The following is a 21,987-nucleotide window of genomic DNA, read 5'->3' as shown; positions in this document are numbered from 1 at the left end:
AGGGCGGCGGCCTGAATTGTCGGAGCCCGCCGCTAGGGTTGGACGCATGGCTACGAAGACTTCCCGGGCATCCAAGGCGCCCGCCTACAAGTGCGCCGAGTGCGGCTGGACCACAGTCAAATGGGTGGGCCGCTGCGGCGAGTGCCAGGCGTGGGGCACCGTCGAGGAAACCGGCGCCGCCGTGGCGCGTACGACGGCGGCCACAACGGTCCTTGAGCCCGCCCGCCGCATTGCCGAGGTGGACGCCACCACCGCCGCATTCCTGCCCACGGGCGTTGATGAACTGGACAGGGTGCTGGGCGGCGGACTGGTCCCGGGCGCCGTCATCCTGCTGGCCGGCGAACCCGGCGTCGGCAAGTCCACGCTGCTGCTGGACGTGGCCGCCAAGTTTGCCCGGACGGCCCAGGACGTGCTGTACGTGACCGGGGAGGAGTCCGCGGCGCAGGTGAAGCTCCGCGCGGAGCGGATCGACGCCGTGGCTGAATCGCTCTATCTCTCCGCGGAAACGGACCTCGGCCAGGCGCTGGGGCAGGTGGAGAAGATCGAGCCGCGGCTCCTGATCGTGGACTCGGTGCAGACCCTCAGCAGCGCCGATGTTGACGGCAGCGCCGGGGGCGTGTCCCAGGTCCGGGAGGTTGCCGCGTCCATCATTGCCGCGGCCAAGCGCCGGAACATGACAACCCTGCTGGTGGGCCACGTGACCAAGGACGGTTCCATCGCCGGGCCGCGGCTGCTGGAGCATCTGGTGGACGTGGTGTGCCAGTTCGAGGGCGAACGCCATTCGCGGCTGCGGATGCTGCGCGCGGTCAAGAACCGTTACGGGCCTACCGACGACGTCGGCTGCTTCGACCTGAACGAGAACGGCATTGAAGGCCTCGCCGATCCCAGCGGGCTTTTTGTCAGCCGCACCAAGGACCCGGTTTCCGGAACCTGCATCACCGTGACCATGGAGGGCCGGCGGCCGCTGCTGGCCGAGGTTCAGTCGCTGCTCGCGGAAAGCCCCAACTCGCAGCCGCGGCGGGCCACCAGCGGGCTGGACAGTTCACGGGTCTCCATGCTGCTCGCCGTGCTGCAGCAGCGCGCGGGAACACTCCTGCACAAGGACGACTCGTACGTGGCCACAGTGGGCGGGGTGAAGCTCAGCGAACCCGCCACGGACCTTGCCATTGCCCTGGCTGTGGCCTCGGCCAAGGCCCGCAAACCGCTGCCCATCCGGCTCATTGCCTTTGGAGAAGTGGGCCTGGCCGGCGAGGTACGTCCGGTGCCGGGCATCAACCAGCGCATCCAGGAGGCCCACCGCCTCGGGTTTACGCATGCCGTGGTTCCCGCGAGCCATGCAGGGCCTGGCCCGATACCGGCCGGCTTCTCAGTGCGGGAGGTGGAACACCTGACCGAGGCCCTGAGCCTGCTGATCGGGTAGCTAGCCGTGCTGCGGCAAGGAATCGGGGTCGTCCCGGTGAACGTTGAAAAGCCAGCCGGACACGTCACTGCGCAGCACCAGCAGCGGCCCGCCCGTGGCGGTGACGTTTCCGGTGGGTACGTAGTAGCCGCGGCCGGAGCCCGGCCCGCCGGCTGCCCGGTCCAGGGCATCCACCAGGTGCCGCGGCAGGTGGCCCTGCGGACCAAGGCTGCGAAGCTCTTCAAGTTCTTCCGGCGTAAGCCGACCCAAAACCTCAGCGATACTGGCCATGACGGGTCCCTTCGAGCAGAGTGCCTGAAGGAATAACCTAAACCAGGGCCGTGAACTGCAGGTTAACGTTGGACGGCATCTTCTGTTCGTTGTTGAATATCCATCTCCCGGAGGACAAATGCCCGTTACGAGTGCAGGAATCCTGCTGTACAGGCAGGCGGCCCCGGGCCTGCTGGAGGTGTGGATTGCCCACATGGGCGGCCCGTTCTGGGCCCGCAAGGACACGCACGCCTGGTCCGTCCCCAAGGGTGAATACTCCGTGGGCGAGGACCCGCTGGCCGCGGCCCTGCGCGAGTTTGCCGAGGAGATGGGAACCCCCGCACCCGACGCCGACTACCGGCTTCTCGGGGAGTTCAAACAGCCCTCGGGCAAACTCATCACAGTATTTGCAGCCGAGCATGACTTCCAGCCGGAACGGATCGTCAGCAACACCTTTCCGCTGGAGTGGCCCAAAGGTTCAGGCCGCATCCAGCAGTACCCGGAAGTCGACGATGCCCGCTGGTTCCCCGAGCCCGAAGCCCGGTCCAAGCTGGTGAAGGGCCAACTGCCGGTCCTTGATGCCCTGGTGCAACTCGTCCGCGCGGAATCCTAGGGCTTGCCCTGCCTCTCCCGCTAGCCGCGCTGCGGGCACCCGTCAATGGTCCCTGCACCCCCGCACGCCGGGGTGCGTTGTCCACATGCGGGTGCGATGTACTTCGCGACGGGTGATGGGCCGAGTTGCAGTGGCCTAAGCGCCCGTAATCACCAGGGCCACGCTGTGCCCGCCGAAACCGAAGGCGTTCACCAGGCCGGCCGGCGGAGTACCCGGCTGGAGCCGGCGGACTTCTTCGGTGACCACGTTTAGGTCAACCTCGGGGTCCTGCGCCTCAACGTTCAGCGTCCCGGGAAGCATCCCGGTGCGCAGGGCTTCCACCACCACGACGGCGGCCAGCGCCCCCGCGCCGCCGAGCAGGTGCCCGGTGTGCCCCTTGGTGGACGTCACCGGAATCCTGGCGCCGAAGATGGCGTTGATGGCCTGGCCCTCGAGCCTGTCCCCAACAGGGGTGGACGTGGCATGCGCGTGCACGAAGCCGATGTCCCCGGCGGTCATGCCGGCGGACTCAAGCGCCTTCTGCATCACCCGCCGCTGCATGGCAGGATCGGCTGCCACAATGTCGTTCGCGTCGGACGTCACCGCGCCCCCGGCCACTGCCCCCAGAACAGCTGCTCCGCGGGCGCGCGCGTGCTCTTCGCTCTCCAGCACCACCACGCCGGCGCCCTCCGCGAGCACAAAACCGTCCCGGCCGCCGTCGAACGGCCGCGATGCCCGCTGCGGATCGTCATTGCGGGTAGACAGGGCGCGGATCTGGGAGAAGCCCGTGACCACCAGGTCGTTGACCGAGGCGTCAACGCCGCCGGCAATAACGACGTCGGCAGCGCCGGAGCGGATCATCTCGGCTGCCTGGACAATCGCCTCAGCCCCGGAGGCACATGCGCTGACAGGCGTCCGGGCGCCGCCGCGGGCGCCGAGGTCGATGGACACCCAGGCGGCCGGGCCGTTGACCATAAGCCGGGTGAGGGTGTGCGGCGAAACCTTGCGCGGGCCCGACGCCGCGAGGGTCCGGTCCTGCTCCAGGGTGGAGCCAAGCCCGCCGTACGCCGAGCCGATCACCACGGCGAAACGCTCGGGATCGACCTCCGGGGCGCCTGCCTGTTTCCAGGCCTCGCGGGCTGCGATCAGCGCCAGCTGCCCGCAGCGGTCCATGCGCTTCATTTCGCGGGTGCTGAGGTGTCCGGAAAGATCAGCAGTGACCTGTCCGGCCATCTTCACCGGCAGCTGCTCGGCCCACGCCTCCTCAAGCGGCGCGATCCCGGATTTTCCGGCCACAAGGCCGGCCCACGTTTCGGGCACGGAGGAGCCGACCGGGTTGATGGTGCCGACGCCGGTGACCAGCGCGCGGGGTTGTGTTGCACCGGCTTTGACTGCGTTCATGGTTCGCTACTTTGCTGGGTTGTGGGTGCCGATGGGCACGAGGGTGAGGTCGGGTTGGTTCTTCTCGATCCGCCGCAGCGCCCAGACGTCGTTGAACAGGGCGAGGTATTCGCCGTCGGACCGCAAAAGCACCTCCGCGCCCGGTACGTTGGCGAGCGCAGGCATGGCGTCCGCCGTCGAAATTCGAGCCAGTGAGTAGGGCAGGCGTTCCAGGCGCATGGGCGCGTTGAAGTCGTGCGCCATGCGGTCCTCCACCACTTCGAACTGCATGGGGCCGACGGCGGCAAGCACCGGAGCCTGGTCGCCGCGGACGTCGGAGCGGAGCACCTGGATGACGCCCTCGTGTTCGAGCTGCTCGATGCCGCGGCGGAACTGCTTGAACTTGCTGGGGTCCTTGGAGCGCGCCACCTGGAAATGCTCCGGGGCGAACAGCGGGATGGCGGGGTACTCCACCGGGCCCTCGAGGAACAGGCTGTCCCCCACGCGAAGGGAGGAAGCGTTGACCAGGCCGACGACGTCCCCGGGGTATGCCTCGTCGATCACTTCGCGTTCGCGGCCGAACACCTGCTGGGCGTACTTGGTGGCGAAGGACTTGCCGGTGCGGGTCTGGGTGACCACCATGCCGCGCTCGAACACGCCGGAGCAGACGCGGATGAAGGCCACGTGGTCCCGGTGGGCCTTGTTCATGCCGGCCTGGACCTTGAAGACGAAGCCGGAGAACGGGGACTCGACCGGCCTGGGGTTGCCCTCGATGTCCGGGCGGGGAGCTGCCGGCGGGGCGAAGTCCACCAGCGCGTCCAGCAGTTCCTTGACGCCGAAGTTCAGCGCGGCGGAGCTGAACAGGATGGGGGTTGCCTTGCCGGCGTGGAAGCTTTCGACGTCGAACTCCAGGTTCGATTCGATGACCAGGCCGGCCTCGTCCACGGCGTCGGACCAGTTGCTGCCCTGGCTCTCCGCAGCTTCCTCAGGAGTGAAGTACTCGGTGATGGCGATCTGGGCGCCGGCGTTGTTGCGCTGGAACCGGGCGAACCGGTCATTGCGGAGGTCCCAGACGCCACGGAAGTCGCCGGAGATGCCGACTGCCCACGTGAGCGGCATTGGCTGCAAGCCCGTGCGCTCGGTGATTTCATCCATCAGGGCAAGGGCGTCCAGGCCGGGCCGGTCCCACTTGTTGATGACGGTGATGATGGGCAGGTTCCGCTGCTTGCAGACTTCGAACAGCTTCATGGTCTGGGTTTCCAGGCCCTTGGCGGCGTCCACGAGCATGACGGCGCAGTCGACGGCGGCCAGCACGCGGTAGGTGTCCTCGGAGAAGTCCGCGTGGCCCGGGGTGTCCAGGAGGTTGATGACGGTGTCCCGGTAGGAGAACTGCAGCGCCGCGGAGCTGATGGAAATGCCGCGGTCCTTCTCCATCTGCATCCAGTCAGAGACGGTTTCCTTGCGGTTGGCCTTGCCGCTGGAGGCACCGGCGGTGCCGATCACCTTCGCGTGCAGGGCCAGCGCTTCGGTGAGCGTGGACTTGCCGGCGTCGGGGTGCGAAATGACAGCAAAGGTCCGGCGACGGCCCGCCTCTTTGTGGATACCGGAGATCCGGGCGGGGGTCAGGACATCTTGGGACACGGTGCTACTTTCGCTGCGGTTGGGACTGCCCGGGCGCTGCCTCGCAGGGCACTGAGGCGGTGGGGCCGGGGAAACGGGGCTGGCAAACAGCCAAGTTCCAGTTTATCGCAGGGCGGCAAACCGGCGGCGGCGGCGCTTAACGCCCGCGAAACGGCACGTTCAAAGCCGCGAAATGACGCCGGGCTAGCGTGACCGCATGAACACCAACGACACCCCGGCGCACGGATGCCCCCGGCGCCGCATGGTAAGGATCTGAGCGGCTGTGCAGGGTCTCTCCTATTCCGGCAACCTGTTCTTCGATCCCCTGGCCACCGGCCTGGCACCCGCCTTGATGCGGGATCCCGATTCGCTCGGAAATGCGGAGCGCCCGCGCCGGGGAACCCAGACCCCGGCCGAACAGAAGGCCCTCCGGGCGGCGTCCCTTTCGAAGGTCAGCAAGGACCTGGAGCGGATGCTGCGGGAACGGATGCGCTGACCGCGCCACCAGCTGAATATCCGGAACACAGGACGTGCCTGCCTGTAATGCGGCATTGCAGACGATGTAATGCCGCATTACACTTTTAGTGTCATGTGAGAAAGGAGGAGCACCAAGAGCATGAGCAAGAGCGAGAAGCTCGTGTTGAAGTTTTGCGACTATTACTCGTTTATGTCGTACACGGATTTCAGGGCATGGGTTGAGGCAGACGATGATTCTTCGCCCGCCTTGTCCTACGCCAGGTCCGCAGACATTCGTTAGGGACTTCAGGCTCCCGGCGCCCAAGGGCGGGATGGAAATGACTTATGCAGGCAGAAGAACCAGCAATCCCGCTCCTTGGCTACGTGGAGATAGCTGAAGCAACCGGCCAGGACGTCGGCCTGATCAGGGTCTGGAAGAACCGCGGAAAACTTCCCAACCCCGATTTCCAGTTGGGACAGTCACCGGGGTGGCTGGCGGAAACAATCAATCCGTGGATCCAGGAGCACCGGAAGTAAGCCCGGACCCGTTCGCTCGGGCGCTGGCCAGCCGCCAAAGTACCCACTCAAGCACCCGCCGTCGAACGCTTTCCTGAGCCGTTGCGCGGCACCCCCTAATGGGGCACTTTGGGGCTTGGCTGTGCGGAAGAGGGTGTTCCTTACCCCTATCATTGAGCTTGCGGGAAACAGAGCACTTTCTGGTCCTGCCGGCAACCTGCTGAAGCCGGCATTCTTGCGGGCGGCGGCCTGCACCTTTGAAGGGAACACCTATGGCGCGGAGCCCCGAAGAATCACTCAGGGCAACCCTGGGCAGGGTGGCACCCGGCACTCCCCTTCGTGACGGCCTTGAGCGGATCCTGCGGGGACGGACAGGCGCGCTGATCGTCCTGGGCTCGGACCGGACCATCGAGTCCATCTGCTCCGGCGGCTTCGATATCGGCATTGATTTTTCCCCCACGCGGCTCCGCGAACTCGCCAAAATGGACGGCGCCATCATTTGCGACAAGGACGCCGGCAACATCCTGCGCGCCGCCGTCCAGCTGGTCCCGGATTCCAGCATCGAGACCCAGGAGTCCGGCACCCGGCACCGCACAGCCGAACGCGTTGCCATCCAGACCGGCGTGCCCGTCATCTCCGTCAGCCAGTCCATGCAGATCATCGCCCTCTACGTCAACGGCCTGCGCCACGTCCTGGAAGGCTCGGAGAAAGTCCTGGCACGCGCCAACCAGGCACTGGCCACCCTGGAGCGCTACCGCTCGCGCCTGGACCAGGTCACCAGCTCGCTCTCGGCCCTGGAAATCGAAGCCATGGTCACCGTGCGGGACGTGGCCGTCACCCTCCAGCGGCAGGAAATGGTCCGCCGGATCTCCGAGGAAATCGCCCAGTACGTCCTGGAGCTCGGCGAGGACGGCAGGCTCCTGTCCCTGCAGCTCGATGAACTCACAGTGGGCCGCGGCCCCGGCAGCGACGTGATTATCCGCGATTACGGTTCCCCGGACGCCACTGCCGAAGACATCGAGAAAGCCGTGAGCGCCCTGGTCAACCTCGGCCCCACGGAACTGATCGACCTCGGAAAGATTTCCGGAATCGTGGGGTTTGCGGGCGGCGAAGCCAACCTCGATGCCGTCGTGCAGCCCCGCGGCTACCGGCTGCTGTCAGGGCTGAAGGCAGTTCCCAAGGCTGTTGCGGACCGCCTTGTTGACCACTTCGGCGGGCTGCAGTTCCTGATGGCGGCCACGATTGATGACCTGATGACGGTGGACGGCATCGGCGACCAGCGCGCCCGCACCGTCCGTGAAGGCCTCAGCCGGATGGCGGAAGCTAGCCTGCTGGACCGCTTCCTCTAACAACCGCCGTCGAGTGCTCCGCAGTTGTCGTTTTGGAGGCTCAAAAGGACAACTGCGGAGCACTCGATGCTAAAGCAGCTGGAAAACGGCCTTGGGGCTGGCCTTGGAGCCGAGCTTCGCCGTGAAGATGTAGTACGCCCCGCCGCCGCCCGGCTTTGCTTCGACAGGCTGGCAGCCCTCCACGCTCCGGTTGCGGGACCACGGGAAGTTGGCCGTCTCGCTGGCACCGGGCGCGATCACCTTCAGCAGGTCCTCGCTCTTTGCCTGGCAGTCACGGGAGGAAAAGATCCGGTCCGCGCCGCTGGTCACCAGGAACTCCATCTGCGACGTGCCGATGTTGACCTCACAAGGCATGGTGCCGCCGTTGGTCACCTTGAGCGTGAGCATCGGGTTCTCTTCCGGCCCGTAGGCTGCCTTGTCCGTCGAGGCTGACACCGTCACCAGGTTCTGGTTGCATGTTGGAGTGGCCGACGGCGTGGGCGTCGCGGCAGGTTCGGTGGCGGACGCGGAAGGTGACGCCGCGGGACCGGCGGACGCTGCGGCTGCGGGGTCGGTGGAGGAAACCTGCTCCGACTTGCCGCTGAACGCCCCGGCAACCGCGAATCCAGTCACCAGTGCGATGACCAACAGGAGCGCCCCGCCCACAAACAGCCGACGGCGGCGGTAAACCGCCGCGCTTGGCTTGCGGACGGCAGTGGAACCGGATGCCGGCGCCCCGCCACGTGTTGATGAATTGCCTTGCCTGCCCATACTTCTAGGCTAGGGAACTGCCCCGCTTCTGCTACCCACCACGCCGCCGCGCCGCCAACGTTCTGGTCACATCCCGTTTTCGGCCTGCCCGGACGCATCCATTACAGTGTTGGCATCGACACTGCATCCCCCACTGCCGCCTTTTCCGCCGGCTCTGGCCACCCCGCCGGCGGCACGGCAGGACTCAACACGCTGCACGAACGCATCAACGGCTGGTTCGCCGAAACCGCCCGCGACCTGCCCTGGCGTGAGCCCGGCTGCTCCCCCTGGGGCATCCTGGTCAGCGAGATCATGCTGCAGCAGACGCCGGTGGTGCGGGTGCTCCCTGTCTGGCAAGAGTGGTTGAGGCGCTGGCCCACCCCGTCAGGCCTCGCCGGAGAACCTGCCGGTGAAGCCGTGCGCTCCTGGGGCCGGCTCGGGTATCCGCGCCGCGCGCTTCGGCTGCATGCGGCGGCGGCGGCCATAACCCGGGACCATAACGGCAAGGTCCCGGACAGCTACACGGAACTCCTGGCCCTTCCGGGGGTGGGCAGCTACACCGCTGCCGCTGTGGCTGCCTTCGCGTACGGGCGGAGGGAAACCGTGGTGGACACCAACATCCGGCGGGTGCATGCCCGGCTGGTCTCCGGCACAGCCCTCCCGGCCCCGGCCCTCACGGCGGCGGAGATGCGCCTTGCCGCTTCGCTCCTGCCGGCCGCGGACCATTCTTCAGTCCGGTGGAACGCGGCCGTCATGGAACTGGGGGCGCTCGTGTGTACGGCGCGGACACCCAAGTGCGCCGCGTGCCCGGTCAACGACCTCTGCGCCTGGCGGGCGGCAGGTGAGCCGCCGCCGTCGTACGTCCCCAAGGGCCAGGCCTGGCACGGGACGGACCGCCAGGTCCGAGGCGCCGTGGTGGCTGTGCTGAGGCTGGCGGAGGCTCCGGTGCCGGCCGAGATGTTCTATCGGGAACCCGCCGACCTGGGTTTCGCGCCGGCGGGTATGGGCGTCCCGCTCGCGGCCTTGCACAGGCTTAATTCCGCTCCGGAGCAGCTGGAGCGGGCGCTGGCAGGGTTGCTCGCGGACGGTCTGGCGGAGATGCACGACGGCGGCTACCGGCTGCCTGCCTGAGCGCACCGCATTCCGGGGCTGGCAGAACGGCGGCGGGTGCAGAACTCGCCGCGCCTGGTCTCCTTTTGGCAGCCAGCGCCGCCCGGGAATAACAATGCGGGCATCAGTTGGCCCCGGCGCGGGGCGCCGCGGCCCCCCGCGCCTACGCTGGAAGTATGCGCAAGCATGGGCTGCTTTTGGCACTGATGACGACGGCGGGACTCGCCACGGCTTGCGGCCCGGGCCCCGGCGCCGCCCCGTGCCCTGCCATCGCCCAGGCCACTGCCGTTTCGGTAACCGTGCCGGCAAGCTACGCCCCGCAGGTTGCAGCCCTCCACTTGAAGGCCTGCCAGGACGGCACCTGCAGGGAGGATAACGTGGAGCTCCGGCCCGGAAGCGCGTCGATCGACCAGGGCTGCACCGACGGGGTCTGCTCGGCCACGGCTTCCCCCGACGGGACGAAACTTGCCACGCTGTTCCTGGACACCCTGACCGAATCACCGATGACGGCGACCGCTGCAGGAACGGGCCCGGACGGGGCTGCCCTGCCGGTGCATACGCTGGAATTCCGCCCGCGGGGCGAGTATCCGTTCGGGGAGCATTGCGGCCGGTTCATTACGGCGTCGCTGGTGCTGGATGCCGAAGGGCTGCACCAGAGCGGCTGACTCCCGGACGGCCGATCCTTCGAAAAGGCCCGGGAGAACGGCCGTTAGAACAGTGCCGGCTGGCCGAAGGCGTTGCCGACAGCGGTGGCCGGTGCCGGCTCCTGGGCGGGGCTGCCGTGCCGCCACTCAAACCCCAGGTCGGCCAGCAGCTCCTCGACGGACGTCTGCCCGTCCAGTACTTCGATATCCGCGGAGCTGTCTTCGGGCTGGGGCATTTCCATGGCATCGAGCATATTGCCAGGAGCGGCCATGGTCCTCAAGAACACACCGCCATGCGCTGATTTGGGCCGGCCCGGATTCCGGGTGCGGCCAGCTTCAGGGTTCCCCGAACCCGGCCTGCACCAGCCCGCCAACATAGTTCACGGCCCGCTCCGCGTCGGCACCCCAGGCTTCCACATGCAGCACGGACCCCTTCCCCGCGGCGAGCGTCATCAGTCCTGTCATGGATGCCCCGTCCACCCCGTTCACGGTCACCTCGGCATCCATTGCGGACAGGCCGCCGGCGATCTTCGCCGCCGGGCGCGCGTGCATCCCCGCCAGGTTGACCAGCTCAAAGTCCCCGGTGAAGTCCGGGCCCCCTCCGGTGACGCGTCCTTCCTCAACGCTGCTGAGGGGCGGTTGTTCCTGGTCGCGGACCGGACCACCAGCAGCTTCCGCCGCCTGCTTGACTGCCTGCATATCCGCACCGCCTTGGGCCGCAACGGCTGCCGCCACGAGTCCCTCCACGAGCGGCGCGTCGGCCAGCACCATGTCTTCGGCGTTTTCCGCGAACTCCAGCGCGGACTCGGCAGTCATCACCGCGGACCCCAGGTCGGTGAGGATCACAGTGCCCCCGCTGCCAGCCTTGTCCAGCGCGGCCAGGACCTTTTCGAGGCTGGTGCCGATCCTGCCGTCCGAGGTGCCTCCGGCGGTCAGGACCACGACGTCGGGTGCCATCTGGGCGGCAAGCTCGGCAGCGCCGTCGGCAATCTTCCCGCTGTGGGAGACCACCACAAGGCTCACGGTCATGCAGCTGCCCCCACCGCGGCGCGGAGAATCAGCGCTGAGGAGGCGGCGCCGGGGTCCCGGTGACCGGCGCTGCGCTCCCCGAGGTAACTCGCGCGGCCTTTGCGCGCCACCATGGGATCGGTGGCGACGGCACCGGCTTCGGCGGCCTCGGCTGCTGCAACCAGGACCGCCAGGACATCCGAACCGCCGTTCAGCGCAGCCTTTTGCGCTGCCTCCGCCGCCGGAGTCCAGGCATCCACCATTGTCTTGTCCCCGGATTCGGCCTTCCCGCGGGCCACAATGCCGTCCCGGGCTGCGGCCAGGGCGTTTGCCCACGCGGCCGGATCGATTTCCGCGGAGTCCCCCAGGGACGTGGCCGCCCGGAGGAAGGCCGTGCCGTACAGAGGGCCGGCAGCCCCGCCGACCTTGGACATCAGGGTCATCGCGGTAAGTTTCAAGGCAGCCCCGGGTGTCTCCGGGGGCGCCTCCGCCAGCTTCGACAGGACGGCCTGGAAACCCCGGTCCATGTTTTCCCCGTGGTCCGAATCGCCGATGGCGCGGTCGAGTTCAATCAGGTAGACCCGGTTTTCTGCCATTGCCTGCGCGGACAGCGTCAGCCACTTCACCGCCCAGGTGACGTCCAGGGGCACTGCTACACGCCCCAGCGCAGTGCTGCCGTGTGCACCGGTGCGTCCCACAAGTCCGTTAGCTCGTCATCCAGCCTCAGTACTGAGATGGAGCAGCCCTGCATCTCCAGGGAAGTGATGTAGTTGCCCACCAGTGAACGCTCCACGGCGGCGCCCCGCTCGGACAGGACCTGCGCAGCCCGCCGGTAGACGATGTACAGCTCACTCAGCGGCGTGCCGCCCATGCCGTTGACGAACAGCAGGACTTTATCCCCCGACGTGATACCCAGATCGGCCAGTACGGGTTCCAGCAGCCGGTCCGTAATGCCGTCGGCATTCTCCATGGGGATGCGGTGGCGCCCGGGCTCTCCGTGGATGCCGATGCCGATTTCAATCTCGTCCTCGGCCAGGTCAAAGCTGGGCGAGCCTGCGTGCGGGACGGTGCAGGCGGACAGGGCCACGCCCATGGTGCGGACATTGGCGTTGACCCGTTCGCCGATGGCGGCCACAGCCTCCAGGTCATCGCCCCTTTCGGCGGCGGCACCGGCAATCTTCTCCACCAGCACCGTCCCGCCTACGCCGCGGCGGCCTGCGGTGTACAGGGAGTCCTCGACCGCGACGTCGTCGTTCACCAGGACCGTGCGGATGCTGACGCCCTCGGCTTCCGCCAGTTCGGCTGCCGTCTCAAAGTTCAGGACGTCGCCGGTGTAGTTCTTCACGATATGGACGACGCCGGCCCCCGAGTTCACCGCGAGGGTCGCCGGAAGGATCTGGTCCGGCGTCGGCGAGGTGAACACCGCCCCCGGCACGGCGGCGTCGAGCATTCCCCGCCCCACAAAGCCGGCGTGCAACGGCTCGTGCCCGCTGCCGCCTCCGGAGACCAGGCCCACCTTGCCGTTCACAGGCGCGTCTTTGCGCGTGATGAACGTTGGATCTGAGCTGACGGTAACCAAGTCGGCGTGGGCCAGGCCAAAGCCCTGCACTGATTCATCTACTACGGCCCGGGGATCGTTAATGAGTTTTTTCATGGCGGCGCTCCTGGTTCTACTGCCTGGAGAATGTCACTTTGACCCTACTACCGGCAGGCCGGATGGCGGTAGGGATCCCCGCCCGGCAATCCGGCCCGGCGGCAGACGCAGGAAAGGGACAGCCCCCAAATGACTGTCCCTTTCTGTGGGCCCCCCATCCCGGCCTCAGCCAGTTTATCCATCAAATCGAATAAAACAAGTCCTCACAGATCAGGTGGCTGCTACAGCACTTTGATCATGCGTGTGTTGCCCAGGGTGTTGGGCTTGACCCGCGCGAGGTCCAGGAACTCGGCAACACCCTCATCATGCGAGCGGAGGAGTTCCGAATAAACCACGGGATCAACTGCTGACTGGTCGGCCATGACGTCGAACCCGTGGCGCTTGAAGAAGTCCACCTCGAATGTCAGGCAGAAAACACGGGAGACGCCAAGGGCCCGGGCTTCATCCAGGAGGCTTTCCACCAGCACGTGCCCTACTCCCTTGCCGCGCCAGTCCTGGGAAGCAGCGAGCGTGCGGACTTCGGCAAGGTCTTCCCACATGACGTGCAGCGCCCCGCAGCCAATGACCTCGCCGTCGCTGGATTCAGCGATCCGAAACTCCTGCAGGCTTTCGTAGTAGGCCACCGTCTCCTTGGCCATGAGGATCCGCTGCTCCGCCAGCGGCGCCACCAGCTTCTTGATGGCGGGGACGTCACCGGTGCGGGCAGGGCGAATATGAAAGGAGTCAGTCACAGGGCAATCCTAGTTCGCGGTCACGAAGGCAGTCCCACCGCGCCCTTCTTTACGGGTATTTCGGCCCTGTCCGTTTGACAGTGCCGCCGGGTTTTTCCGGGGCCCGCACAAATGCCGCGCAGCCGGGCGCCTGGTGGGTTAGTCACGCGGCCGGGAATGCCACCCGGACTGCTCCCGAAGGAATTGCGGGACTCCGCATCTGTCAGCTTGCCGCCCTTTTGTACTTCCTTTCCCTGTGCGGGGCCGGCAATCTTTTGGCTGTACGGCTTTCCATCCGGCCGGAAACTGCCGCCGGCTTTCCTTATCCGGGCCGCCATTTCTTTTCGACGATGAGGGCACAGCCAGCAAAAGGCCTTTGCAAAGCCCCGCCCGCGCCCTTTTTGGGAGCGGGCGGTGCTTTGCCTGAATAGGGGCATTGCCTGAATAGTGGCTTTGCCCGAAAAGGGCGTTCCCTAAACCCCGCCGGAAAGGCTACAGCCCGAGTTCGGCGGGCAGTGGCACGTCCTGGCCTAGGACATTCCTGGCCAGGAATGACTCCACAACCTGGTACCAGACCTTTGCATGCTGCGGCTGGAGCACCCAGTGGTTCTCGTCCGGAAAATACAGGAACCGATGCGGCGTCTGCCCGTCCTGGTCCGCGGCGAGCTTTGACTTGGACAGCAGCTCGTACCAAAGCCGCAGCCCCTCGCCGATGGGCACCCGGTAGTCCTTGTCCCCGTGGATCACCAGCATGGGCGTGCCGATGTTTTCGACGTGAAGGTGCGGTGAGTTGTCCAGCGCCATCTCTTCTGTCATTTCCTTAAGCCAGTACTGCGAGGCGTCCGTGGTGGGGCCGAACTGGTCCAGCGCCCACAGGCTCGCGTGCGTCACGATTGCCCTGAACCGGTCCGTCTGCCCTGCCACCCAGTTGGCCATGTAGCCGCCGAAGGACCCTCCCATGGCGGCGGTCCGGCCGGCGTCGAGGTCGGGCCGCTGGACCGCGGCGTCCGTGACGGCCATCAGGTCCGCGTACGGTGCTTTGCCCCAGGCTCCCCACCCGCGCTGGATGTGGGCCTGGCCGTACCCGGTGGAGAGCGCAGGGTCGGGCAGGAGGACCGCATAGCCCCTGGCAGTCATCAGCCACGGGTTCCACCGCCAGGTCCAGGCGTTCCAGGACCCGAGCGGTCCACCATGGATCCACAGGAGCATGGGCGCCGGAGACTCCGCTGACGCGCCCTCCGGCAGCGCGAGGTAGGCCGGGACACGGGACCCGTCCGCCGCCGTCGCAGCGATGCGTTCCAGCCTGCCGGGGCGCACCGGCCGCTCCGCGGGGGCGGGCAGCCGCGTGGCCTCGCCCGTCCGCAGGTCCAGCCGTACCGCTTCAGGCGGGAACTCGTAGGAGCTCCGCAGGGCGTAGGCGCTGCGTCCGTCCGGCGAAACCACGACGTCGGAGTAGGCCGCAGCGTCCTGCGTCACCCGGGCGACACTTACTTCAGCCGCGCCGGCGGGGACGCTGATCCGGAAGACCGGCGACGCGCCGTCGTCGTCCGCGGTGACCAGGAGGGCGGACCCGTCCGGAAGCCAGGCAGCGGGCTTGGGCCACCGGTCCCAGTCGTGAGCCAGCGGCACCAGGCCGCCCGGGGCGTCTCCGCCTTCCCCGGCTACGTCCAGCAGGTGGAGCTTGACCTGCGGGGCCTCCTGCGGCGTGGTGTCGCTTTCGCTGACAACTGCCAGGGTGCTGCCGTCGGGGCTGACGGGACCCGGGAAAAAGCTCATGCCCTCCTCGTCCAGGAGCACCTTGGTGCTGCCGGAGGCCACGTCCACGGCCACCAGGATGGACCTGCTGTCGGCCTTGGCCAGCGGCTTGGTGTAGCTCGTGTAGATGGTTTTGCCATCGGGGCTGACCACGGTTTCCGCCTCCCGCAGCCTGGGTCCGGCATCCGGCGTGAGGTTCCGCAGGACCAGCGGCGCGGTGGCATCGACGGTTGCCGGTTTGCCGCCGTCCTGTGCTTCGCCGGGCTCAACCGCGAAGATCCGGGGCTGGCCCGGTCCCAGGTCCGCGTCCCAGTACCGGACCGGATATTCACTGTGCAGGATGGCGGAGACCTTGCGGTCCTTCCGCGATTTTCGGCGTTCGGCGTCCTCCTCTTCGTCGGCGGAACCGGCCAGGACCTCCGCGGTCACGAAGGCGGCGTCGGCGTTCCGGGCCGTCAGCACGGCGCCCACTCCGCCGGCCCGGTTCAACACCACGCGGGCTTCGCCGCCGTCCGCGGGAAGCAGCCAGAGCGCCTTGACGGGCTCCTCCTCGGGGCTGTCCGGGTCCGGCCGCGCGGAGGTGAAATAGACGTCCCCATTGGCAGCGAACGCCGCCCCCGCCTCACCCTTGGCGCTGCGGGTGATCCGCCGGGCGTGCTTTTGCCCCGCGGGATCCAGCTCCCACAGGGCGGTACCGAATTCGGTGCCTTTCCCGTTCAGGGTGGCCACGGTAGTGACCAGCCGGGTGCCGTCCGGGCTCAGGGCGAGGCCACTTACCCGCGGGATTGACAAATAATGGTCCAAATCATGAAAAGGGGTCAAAGGTCGCTCATCCGGGATCGCCGGTTCCAAGTTAGCCATGCCCCGATTCAACCCGACCGTGTCCCACATCACAAACCGCTACCTACCCGCGGAACGACGCCGGCGCTCAAGTTCAAAGGGGGGCAGGGCGCCCGGGTCCGCTCCGGCGACGACCATCAGACATTTCCCGGCGCCTGCTCGTTCCTCGCTTTGACGGCGCCTACATAAATGCCTGATGTCCGTCGCCTCGTGCATAGGCGCGCCTCACGCGAAGCGGAGGGGCCGGGGTCATTTGTGTAGCTTGCGTCAACGCGACGGAGGAGCAGCAAGCGGCAAATGACTCCGGTGCCGCAGCGACTTAGCCACGGGTGACCGCCGGATGCCAACACTTTGACGGGACCGAGGGCAAAGCGAAAGCCCCGCCGCTCCTTGCGGAGTGGCGGGGCTTTGGCTGTCGAGACTAGACGCTCGGGGCGATTTCCGGGATACGCGGCTTGGCGTTGCCGGCGAAGGTGAACTTCGCGTCGTCGCCTTCGCCTTCCACGTCCACAACGACGATGTCGCCGGGGTGGATCTCGCCGAACAGGATCTTCTCGGAGAGCTGGTCCTCGATCTCGCGCTGAATGGTCCGGCGCAGCGGCCGGGCACCCATGGCGGGATCGTAGCCGCGGGTTGCGAGGAGCACCTTGGCGGCCTTGGTGAGCTCGATGCCCATGTCCTTGTCCTTGAGGCGCTTCTCCAGCCGGGTTACGAACAGGTCCACGATCTCGATGATCTCGTCCTGGGTGAGCTGCGGGAACACCACGACGTCGTCCACACGGTTCAGGAACTCGGGGCGGAAGTGCTGCTTGAGCTCCTCGGTCACACGGGCACGCATGCGGTTGTAGCCGGTCTGCGTGTCGGTGCCGGACTGGAAGCCGGTGGCCACACTCTTGGAGATGTCCCGGGTACCCAGGTTGGTGGTCATGATGATCACGGTGTTCTTGAAGTCCACCACGCGGCCCTGGGAGTCGGTCAGGCGGCCGTCTTCCAGGATCTGCAGCAGCGAGTTGAAGAGGTCCGCGTGGGCCTTTTCAACTTCGTCGAACAGCACCACGGAGAACGGACGGCGGCGGACCTTCTCGGTCAGCTGGCCGCCTTCCTCGTAGCCCACGTAGCCCGGAGGGGCACCAAAGAGCCGCGAGACGGTGTGCTTCTCGGAGTACTCGGACATGTCCAGGGTGATGAGGGCGTCCTCTTCACCGAACAGGAACTCAGCGAGTGCCTTGGCCAGCTCGGTCTTGCCGACGCCGGTGGGGCCGGCGAAGATGAACGAGCCGCCGGGACGCTTGGGGTCCTTGAGCCCTGCACGGGTACGGCGGATGGCCTGGGAGAGGGCCTTGATGGCCTCGTTCTGGCCCACCACGCGCTTGTGCAGTTCGTCTTCCATCTTCAGCAGGCGCGAGGACTCCTCCTCGGTCAGCTTGAACACGGGGATGCCGGTGGAGTTCGCCAGCACCTCGGCGATGAGATCCTCATCCACCTCGGAGATGTCGTCCATGCCGCCGGACTTCCAGTGGCGCTCCTTCTCCGCGCGCTCGGAAATCATCTTCTGCTCCTTGTCGCGGAGCGCGGCGGCACCTTCGAAGTCCTGCGCGTCAATCGCGGACTCCTTTTCCATCTTCAGCTTGGCGATGCGCTCGTCCATGGCCTTGAGCTCCGGCGGAGCGGTCATGCGGCGGATACGCAGCCGGGCCCCGGCTTCGTCGATCAGGTCGATCGCCTTGTCCGGCAGGAAGCGGTCCGAGATGTAGCGCTCGGCGAGGCTCGCAGCAGAGGCCAGGGCGCCGTCGGTGATGGTGACGCGGTGGTGCGCCTCGTAGCGGTCACGCAGCCCCTTGAGGATCTCGATGGCGTGCGCCACGGAGGGTTCCTTGACCTGGATCGGCTGGAAGCGGCGCTCCAGCGCGGCATCCTTTTCGATGTGCTTGCGGTACTCATCCAGCGTGGTGGCACCGATGGTCTGCAGCTCGCCGCGGGCCAGCATGGGCTTCAGGATGGAAGCGGCGTCGATGGCTCCTTCAGCGGCACCCGCGCCCACAAGGGTGTGGATTTCGTCGATGAAAAGGATGATGTCGCCGCGGGTGCGGATCTCCTTGAGGACCTTCTTCAGGCGCTCTTCGAAGTCACCGCGGTAACGCGAGCCTGCCACCAGGGACCCCAGGTCCAGGGTGTAGAGCTGCTTGTCCTTGATGGTTTCGGGGACGTCGCCGCGGACAATCGCCTGGGCCAGGCCCTCGACGACGGCCGTCTTGCCGACGCCCGGCTCACCAATCAGGACCGGGTTGTTCTTGGTGCGGCGGGAGAGGACCTGCATGACGCGTTCCATCTCCTGCTCGCGCCCGATGACGGGGTCCAGCTTGTTCTCGCGCGCAGCCTGGGTGAGGTTGCGGCCGAACTGGTCCAGGACCACAGACCCTGCAGGCGTGCCCTCGGGCTGCCCGGAGCCGACGCCTGCGCCGGTGGTCTCCTTGCCCTGGTAGCCCGACAGGAGCTGGATGACCTGCTGGCGGACCCGGTTCAGGTCGGCGCCGAGCTTGACCAGCACCTGGGCAGCAACACCCTCACCTTCGCGGATGAGGCCCAGCAGGATGTGCTCCGTGCCGATGTAGTTGTGGCCCAGCTGGAGGGCTTCGCGCAGCGAGAGCTCCAGCACCTTCTTGGCACGGGGCGTGAAGGGGATGTGGCCGGACGGCGCCTGCTGGCCCTGTCCGATGATCTCCTGCACCTGCTCGCGAACGCCGTCGAGCGAAATGCTCAAGGACTCAAGAGCTTTGGCGGCAACACCCTCACCCTCATGGATAAGACCCAAGAGGATGTGTTCGGTACCGATGTAATTGTGGTTCAGCATGCGTGCCTCTTCTTGGGCAAGCACAACTACGCGACGGGCACGGTCCGTAAATCGCTCAAACATTTCGCCACACTCCTAGCTACGACGTACTTTGATGCTACGTGGCTGGCCCCTGCTTGTGGAGCGTGTTCGCCACAGGGGAAACCGTGGTGGTTCGGGAATATCCTGAGAAGGGGTCCAGGGAGGTAATGAGATGTCGCAGGTGGATCTGAAACGCGTCCGTCGTCCGGCGGAAGTTGCCGTGGCGGCCGGCATTGTCTGGCTTGCGGGCATCAGTCCGGTGCCCGGCGTCTACCTCGAACCCGATCCCGCCCGGCGGCTCACGATGCTCCGCAAAGGGCAGCGCTCATGGATCGTGGGACAGCACGTCGCCGCGGCCGGAACCGCGGCGATGCCCGCCGCCTTCGCACGCCTGGCCCTTGCCCTCCCTGCCGGCCGGGCCAGGACGCTGGTGGCCGCAGCCACCGCCGCCCTTGCCGCGGGGGCGCCCCTGTTTGTTTCCCAGCTCGCCCTGCGCGCCTCCGACCTGGAGCGCTTCGCTGCACGCCGGCTTCCGGGCTGGCCGTTCCTCAGCTACGCGTGGCTGCACGTGCTTGCCCTAGGGTCCCTGTCCGGAGCGCTGGCAAGCCTTCCGGACAGGGAAAAGGAAGCGGCCGCCCTCGCTCTCGCCACACTGGGATCCGGGGCGGTCCTGGCGAAGACCGGTGACATCCCGCCGTTCGTGTTCTATGTAGCCGAACAAATTGCCGCCGCAGGTTTCCTGCGCGGCAATCCTCCGCGGCACCCGCATGAACCGTCGCTGCCCGAGTAATAGCGGCAGCCGCCCATTCCCGGCCCGGAACGCAAAGGCCCGGAACAGGAAAAGGCCCTGCTTCCCGTTCGGGAAGCAGGGCCTTTTTATCCGAGGCACGAACTAGGAATGGGCCTTTTGGTAGGCTTCCTGGATTTCAGCCTGAATTCGGCCGCGGCTGTTAACCGTGTAGCCGTTTTCGCGGGCCCATTGCCTAATCTGTGCAGAGTCGTGGCTGCGTCCCCCCGATGCCGCCTTGGCCCGGGCCGGGCGGCCGCCGGAAGTTTTCCGTGCGGCTGCAACAAAACGTTCCAGCGAAGAACGAAGTTCAGCGGCGTTTGCCGCCGAAAGATCGATCTCGTAGTTCGTCCCGTCAAGGCCAAACTTCACATTCTCGTCTGCGGATCCCCCATCCAGATCATCAACGAGGATGATGTTTACTTTCTGTGCCATTTAAGACTTCCTTTTGGAAAGGGTTCGGTGTGCAGAAAAGCAGGATGTTTCCTTAAAAGTATGACTCCCTTTATGGCAACGCGTCAAAGCGGCAAATGGTTCCGGGGGATATTGGAGGGAAAAGCCGGGGGTTTATCAATTCGATTCCGGGTCCGTCCGGTCCGCGGGGGATGCCGCCTTAGCTTCGGCTTCGGCCTGGGCCTGGGCTTCCGCCTGGCGTTCCGCTTTGTCCGCATTGAAAATCGACTTCATGGCAAACCAGAAAAGCAGGCCCACCACCACGGACGGAAGAAGGACAGCTACATATTCCACGGTCAGTGCCCTTCCGGCTTGAGCAACGGGAACAGAATCGTTTCGCGGATTCCGGCGCCCGTGAACAACATGACGAGCCGGTCGATCCCCAGTCCGATTCCGCCCATCGGCGGAGCACCGTACTCAAGGGCACGCAGGAAGTCCTCGTCCAGCTGCATTGCCTCGTCGTCCCCGGCGGCCGCATGGCGTGACTGCTCGGTCAGGCGTTCGCGCTGGATAACGGGGTCGATCAGCTCGGAGAAGGCGGTGCCGCGTTCCATTCCGCCGATGATGAGGTCCCAGGCTTCGATCAGGCGGCCGTCCTCGCGGTGCGGACGGGCCAGCGGCTGGGCGGACGGCGGGTAATCGTAGACGAAGGTGGGGTTCAGCAGCGTGGGCTCCACGATCTCGCCGAACAACTCAACAGCGAGCTTCTCGGCATCCCACTTCGGGTCCACCTTGACCTCGTGCTTTGCGGCGATGTCGCGGAGCACCTCCAGCGGAGTATCCGGCGTGACTTCCTGGCCAACGGCGTCGGAAAGCCCCGGGTACACGGCAAGCCAGGCCCACTCGCCGTCGAGGTTAATCTCCCCGGCGTCCGTCTGGAGGACACGTCCGGCACCCACGGCGTCGGCGGCGTCGAGGATGATCTCCTTGATGCGCTCGGCCATCACGAACTGGTCAGCCCACGCCTCGTAGCACTCAAGGGTGGTGAACTCCGGGCTGTGGGTGGAGTCCACGCCCTCGTTGCGGAACACGCGGCCCATGTCGTAGACGCGGTCGATCCCGCCCACTACAGCGCGCTTGAGGTAGAGCTCGGTGGCGATGCGCAGGGTCATCTTCTGGTCGAAGGCGTTCATGTGGGTCTCGAACGGACGCGCCAGCGCGCCGCCGTGGACCAGGTTGAGGATGGGGGTCTCCACCTCCACGTAGCTGTGGCGGAAGAGTGTTTCGCGGATGGAGCGGGTGATGGCGGCGCGGGTGTAGACCATTTCGCGGGCTTCGTCGCGGACCATCAGGTCCACGTAGCGCTGGCGGACACGGGTCTCTTCGTTCAGTTCCGCGTGCAGCACCGGCAGCGGGCGGAGCGCCTTGGAGGCCATGGACCAGGACTCTGCCATGACGGACAGTTCGCCGCGGCGGGAGGAGATGACCTCGCCCTTGATGAACACGTGGTCGCCGAGGTCAACCAGGGCCTTCCAGTCCGCGAGCGCCTCTTCGCCCACGTTGGCGAGGCTCAGCATGGCCTGGAGCCGGGTTCCCTTGCCGTCGGTGCCGCCCTCCTGGAGGGTGGCGAAGCACAGCTTGCCGGTGTTGCGGATAAACACCACGCGGCCGGTGACTCCCACGGTGTCCCCCGTGGTGTCGTCCGCCTCAAGGTGGGCGTACTTCTCGCGGATTTCGGCGAGGGAGTGCGTCCGCTCCACGCCCACCGGGTACGCCTCGGTGCCGCGCTCGATCAGTTTGGCGCGCTTCTCCATGCGGATCCGCATCTGCTCGCTGGCGTCGAGGGGCTCTGGGGCGTTCTTGGGCGCGGGGGTGTTTTGGGAAGTCACAATCCCCAAGTTTA

The 21,987-nt window shown here is 66.6% G+C and carries 22 protein-coding genes; 8 read left to right on the top strand and 14 right to left on the bottom strand.

Annotated features, from left to right (window positions below):
- The first annotated feature begins 46 nt into the window (after positions 1-46).
- Positions 47-1,420, top strand: a complete 1,374-nt coding sequence (gene radA, locus SMD14_RS01680; RefSeq protein ID WP_321215093.1) for a DNA repair protein RadA — start codon at positions 47-49, stop codon at positions 1,418-1,420.
- Here radA and SMD14_RS01675 read toward each other — a convergent pair whose 3' ends face one another.
- On the bottom strand, positions 1,421-1,690 hold the full coding sequence (locus SMD14_RS01675) for a hypothetical protein (protein ID WP_104996487.1): 270 nt from the start codon (positions 1,688-1,690) through the stop codon (positions 1,421-1,423).
- Between the two features lie 118 nt (positions 1,691-1,808).
- Here SMD14_RS01675 and SMD14_RS01670 point away from each other — a divergent pair, with 118 nt between their 5' ends.
- Entirely contained in the window at positions 1,809-2,282 is a 474-nt protein-coding gene (locus tag SMD14_RS01670) for an NUDIX domain-containing protein (RefSeq protein ID WP_321215092.1), read from the top strand.
- A 135-nt stretch (positions 2,283-2,417) separates the two neighbouring features.
- Here SMD14_RS01670 and SMD14_RS01665 read toward each other — a convergent pair whose 3' ends face one another.
- Positions 2,418-3,662: a beta-ketoacyl synthase gene (locus tag SMD14_RS01665; protein WP_157239689.1), complete on the bottom strand. Its 1,245-nt coding sequence runs from the start codon at positions 3,660-3,662 to the stop codon at positions 2,418-2,420.
- A 6-nt stretch (positions 3,663-3,668) separates the two neighbouring features.
- Positions 3,669-5,282 carry a peptide chain release factor 3 gene (locus SMD14_RS01660; RefSeq protein WP_321215091.1) on the bottom strand — a complete coding sequence of 538 codons (1,614 nt, stop codon included), beginning with the start codon at positions 5,280-5,282 and terminating at the stop codon, positions 3,669-3,671.
- A gap of 262 nt (positions 5,283-5,544) precedes the next feature.
- Here SMD14_RS01660 and SMD14_RS01655 point away from each other — a divergent pair, with 262 nt between their 5' ends.
- From SMD14_RS01655 to disA, 3 genes are all read left to right on the top strand, one after another.
- Positions 5,545-5,757, top strand: coding sequence for a hypothetical protein (locus tag SMD14_RS01655; protein WP_231755145.1), 213 nt, complete (start codon positions 5,545-5,547; stop codon positions 5,755-5,757).
- 305 nt (positions 5,758-6,062) lie between these two features.
- A complete protein-coding gene (locus SMD14_RS01650) occupies positions 6,063-6,254 on the top strand; it encodes a hypothetical protein (RefSeq protein WP_157239691.1) in 192 nt (63 codons plus the stop codon).
- 251 nt (positions 6,255-6,505) lie between these two features.
- Positions 6,506-7,582: a DNA integrity scanning diadenylate cyclase DisA gene (gene disA / locus SMD14_RS01645; protein ID WP_321215090.1), complete on the top strand. Its 1,077-nt coding sequence runs from the start codon at positions 6,506-6,508 to the stop codon at positions 7,580-7,582.
- 69 nt (positions 7,583-7,651) lie between these two features.
- Here disA and SMD14_RS01640 read toward each other — a convergent pair whose 3' ends face one another.
- The gene (locus SMD14_RS01640) at positions 7,652-8,332 is read right to left on the bottom strand and encodes a hypothetical protein (protein WP_321215089.1); all 681 of its coding nucleotides are present in this window, start codon (positions 8,330-8,332) and stop codon (positions 7,652-7,654) included.
- Between the two features lie 192 nt (positions 8,333-8,524).
- On the opposite strand from SMD14_RS01640, the gene SMD14_RS01635 reads away from it, so the two are divergent.
- Both SMD14_RS01635 and SMD14_RS01630 read left to right on the top strand, forming a co-directional pair.
- Positions 8,525-9,442: an A/G-specific adenine glycosylase gene (locus SMD14_RS01635; RefSeq protein WP_157242773.1), complete on the top strand. Its 918-nt coding sequence runs from the start codon at positions 8,525-8,527 to the stop codon at positions 9,440-9,442.
- A gap of 155 nt (positions 9,443-9,597) precedes the next feature.
- Complete coding sequence (locus tag SMD14_RS01630; RefSeq protein WP_321215088.1) at positions 9,598-10,086, top strand: hypothetical protein; 489 nt, start codon at positions 9,598-9,600, stop codon at positions 10,084-10,086.
- A gap of 44 nt (positions 10,087-10,130) precedes the next feature.
- On the opposite strand, the gene SMD14_RS01625 is transcribed toward SMD14_RS01630, so the two are convergent.
- The 7 genes from SMD14_RS01625 to SMD14_RS01595 all read right to left on the bottom strand — a co-directional run bounded on the left by SMD14_RS01625 (position 10,131) and on the right by SMD14_RS01595 (position 18,946).
- Positions 10,131-10,307 carry a hypothetical protein gene (locus tag SMD14_RS01625; RefSeq protein ID WP_321215087.1) on the bottom strand — a complete coding sequence of 59 codons (177 nt, stop codon included), beginning with the start codon at positions 10,305-10,307 and terminating at the stop codon, positions 10,131-10,133.
- Between the two features lie 94 nt (positions 10,308-10,401).
- Entirely contained in the window at positions 10,402-11,094 is a 693-nt protein-coding gene (gene dhaM / locus SMD14_RS01620; protein ID WP_321215086.1) for a dihydroxyacetone kinase phosphoryl donor subunit DhaM, read from the bottom strand.
- A complete protein-coding gene (dhaL, locus tag SMD14_RS01615; protein ID WP_321215085.1) occupies positions 11,091-11,723 on the bottom strand; it encodes a dihydroxyacetone kinase subunit DhaL in 633 nt (210 codons plus the stop codon). Before dhaL ends, dhaM begins: the two co-directional genes overlap by 4 nt.
- A gap of 2 nt (positions 11,724-11,725) precedes the next feature.
- Positions 11,726-12,727, bottom strand: a complete 1,002-nt coding sequence (gene dhaK / locus SMD14_RS01610) for a dihydroxyacetone kinase subunit DhaK (RefSeq protein ID WP_321215084.1) — start codon at positions 12,725-12,727, stop codon at positions 11,726-11,728.
- 221 nt (positions 12,728-12,948) lie between these two features.
- Positions 12,949-13,458 (bottom strand): amino-acid N-acetyltransferase, encoded by a 510-nt coding sequence (locus SMD14_RS01605; RefSeq protein ID WP_104996474.1) that lies wholly within the window; start codon positions 13,456-13,458, stop codon positions 12,949-12,951.
- A 471-nt stretch (positions 13,459-13,929) separates the two neighbouring features.
- Entirely contained in the window at positions 13,930-16,053 is a 2,124-nt protein-coding gene (locus SMD14_RS01600) for an alpha/beta fold hydrolase (protein WP_321215083.1), read from the bottom strand.
- Positions 16,054-16,453: 400 nt separating this feature from the next.
- Positions 16,454-18,946: an ATP-dependent Clp protease ATP-binding subunit gene (locus SMD14_RS01595; protein WP_157239703.1), complete on the bottom strand. Its 2,493-nt coding sequence runs from the start codon at positions 18,944-18,946 to the stop codon at positions 16,454-16,456.
- Between the two features lie 130 nt (positions 18,947-19,076).
- Between SMD14_RS01595 and SMD14_RS01590 the strand changes: the two genes are divergently transcribed.
- On the top strand, positions 19,077-19,694 hold the full coding sequence (locus tag SMD14_RS01590) for a hypothetical protein (protein WP_321215082.1): 618 nt from the start codon (positions 19,077-19,079) through the stop codon (positions 19,692-19,694).
- Positions 19,695-19,796: 102 nt separating this feature from the next.
- On the opposite strand, the gene SMD14_RS01585 is transcribed toward SMD14_RS01590, so the two are convergent.
- The 3 genes from SMD14_RS01585 to lysS all read right to left on the bottom strand — a co-directional run bounded on the left by SMD14_RS01585 (position 19,797) and on the right by lysS (position 21,973).
- Positions 19,797-20,126 (bottom strand): Lsr2 family protein, encoded by a 330-nt coding sequence (locus SMD14_RS01585; RefSeq protein WP_157239706.1) that lies wholly within the window; start codon positions 20,124-20,126, stop codon positions 19,797-19,799.
- Positions 20,127-20,261: 135 nt separating this feature from the next.
- Entirely contained in the window at positions 20,262-20,438 is a 177-nt protein-coding gene (locus SMD14_RS01580) for a hypothetical protein (protein WP_321215081.1), read from the bottom strand.
- A 2-nt stretch (positions 20,439-20,440) separates the two neighbouring features.
- Positions 20,441-21,973, bottom strand: a complete 1,533-nt coding sequence (lysS, locus tag SMD14_RS01575; RefSeq protein ID WP_321215080.1) for a lysine--tRNA ligase — start codon at positions 21,971-21,973, stop codon at positions 20,441-20,443.
- Positions 21,974-21,987 lie beyond the last annotated feature (14 nt).

The sequence above is a fragment of the Pseudarthrobacter oxydans genome (assembly GCF_034258515.1).
GTDB lineage: Bacteria > Actinomycetota > Actinomycetes > Actinomycetales > Micrococcaceae > Arthrobacter.
This window is presented reverse-complemented; position numbering and strand designations above follow the sequence as displayed.

Coding starts and splice junctions, on each gene's coding strand:
- SMD14_RS01625 (WP_321215087.1), bottom strand. CDS start 10,307: ATGGAAATGCCCCAGCCCGAAGACAGCTCCGCGGATATCGAAGTACTG.
- SMD14_RS01595 (WP_157239703.1), bottom strand. CDS start 18,946: ATGTTTGAGCGATTTACGGACCGTGCCCGTCGCGTAGTTGTGCTTGCC.
- dhaK (WP_321215084.1), bottom strand. CDS start 12,727: ATGAAAAAACTCATTAACGATCCCCGGGCCGTAGTAGATGAATCAGTG.
- SMD14_RS01640 (WP_321215089.1), bottom strand. CDS start 8,332: ATGGGCAGGCAAGGCAATTCATCAACACGTGGCGGGGCGCCGGCATCC.
- SMD14_RS01650 (WP_157239691.1), top strand. CDS start 6,063: ATGCAGGCAGAAGAACCAGCAATCCCGCTCCTTGGCTACGTGGAGATA.
- dhaM (WP_321215086.1), bottom strand. CDS start 11,094: ATGACCGTGAGCCTTGTGGTGGTCTCCCACAGCGGGAAGATTGCCGAC.
- SMD14_RS01585 (WP_157239706.1), bottom strand. CDS start 20,126: ATGGCACAGAAAGTAAACATCATCCTCGTTGATGATCTGGATGGGGGA.
- SMD14_RS01600 (WP_321215083.1), bottom strand. CDS start 16,053: ATGGCTAACTTGGAACCGGCGATCCCGGATGAGCGACCTTTGACCCCT.
- SMD14_RS01670 (WP_321215092.1), top strand. CDS start 1,809: ATGCCCGTTACGAGTGCAGGAATCCTGCTGTACAGGCAGGCGGCCCCG.
- disA (WP_321215090.1), top strand. CDS start 6,506: ATGGCGCGGAGCCCCGAAGAATCACTCAGGGCAACCCTGGGCAGGGTG.
- radA (WP_321215093.1), top strand. CDS start 47: ATGGCTACGAAGACTTCCCGGGCATCCAAGGCGCCCGCCTACAAGTGC.
- SMD14_RS01665 (WP_157239689.1), bottom strand. CDS start 3,662: ATGAACGCAGTCAAAGCCGGTGCAACACAACCCCGCGCGCTGGTCACC.
- SMD14_RS01675 (WP_104996487.1), bottom strand. CDS start 1,690: ATGGCCAGTATCGCTGAGGTTTTGGGTCGGCTTACGCCGGAAGAACTT.
- SMD14_RS01590 (WP_321215082.1), top strand. CDS start 19,077: ATGTCGCAGGTGGATCTGAAACGCGTCCGTCGTCCGGCGGAAGTTGCC.
- SMD14_RS01630 (WP_321215088.1), top strand. CDS start 9,598: ATGCGCAAGCATGGGCTGCTTTTGGCACTGATGACGACGGCGGGACTC.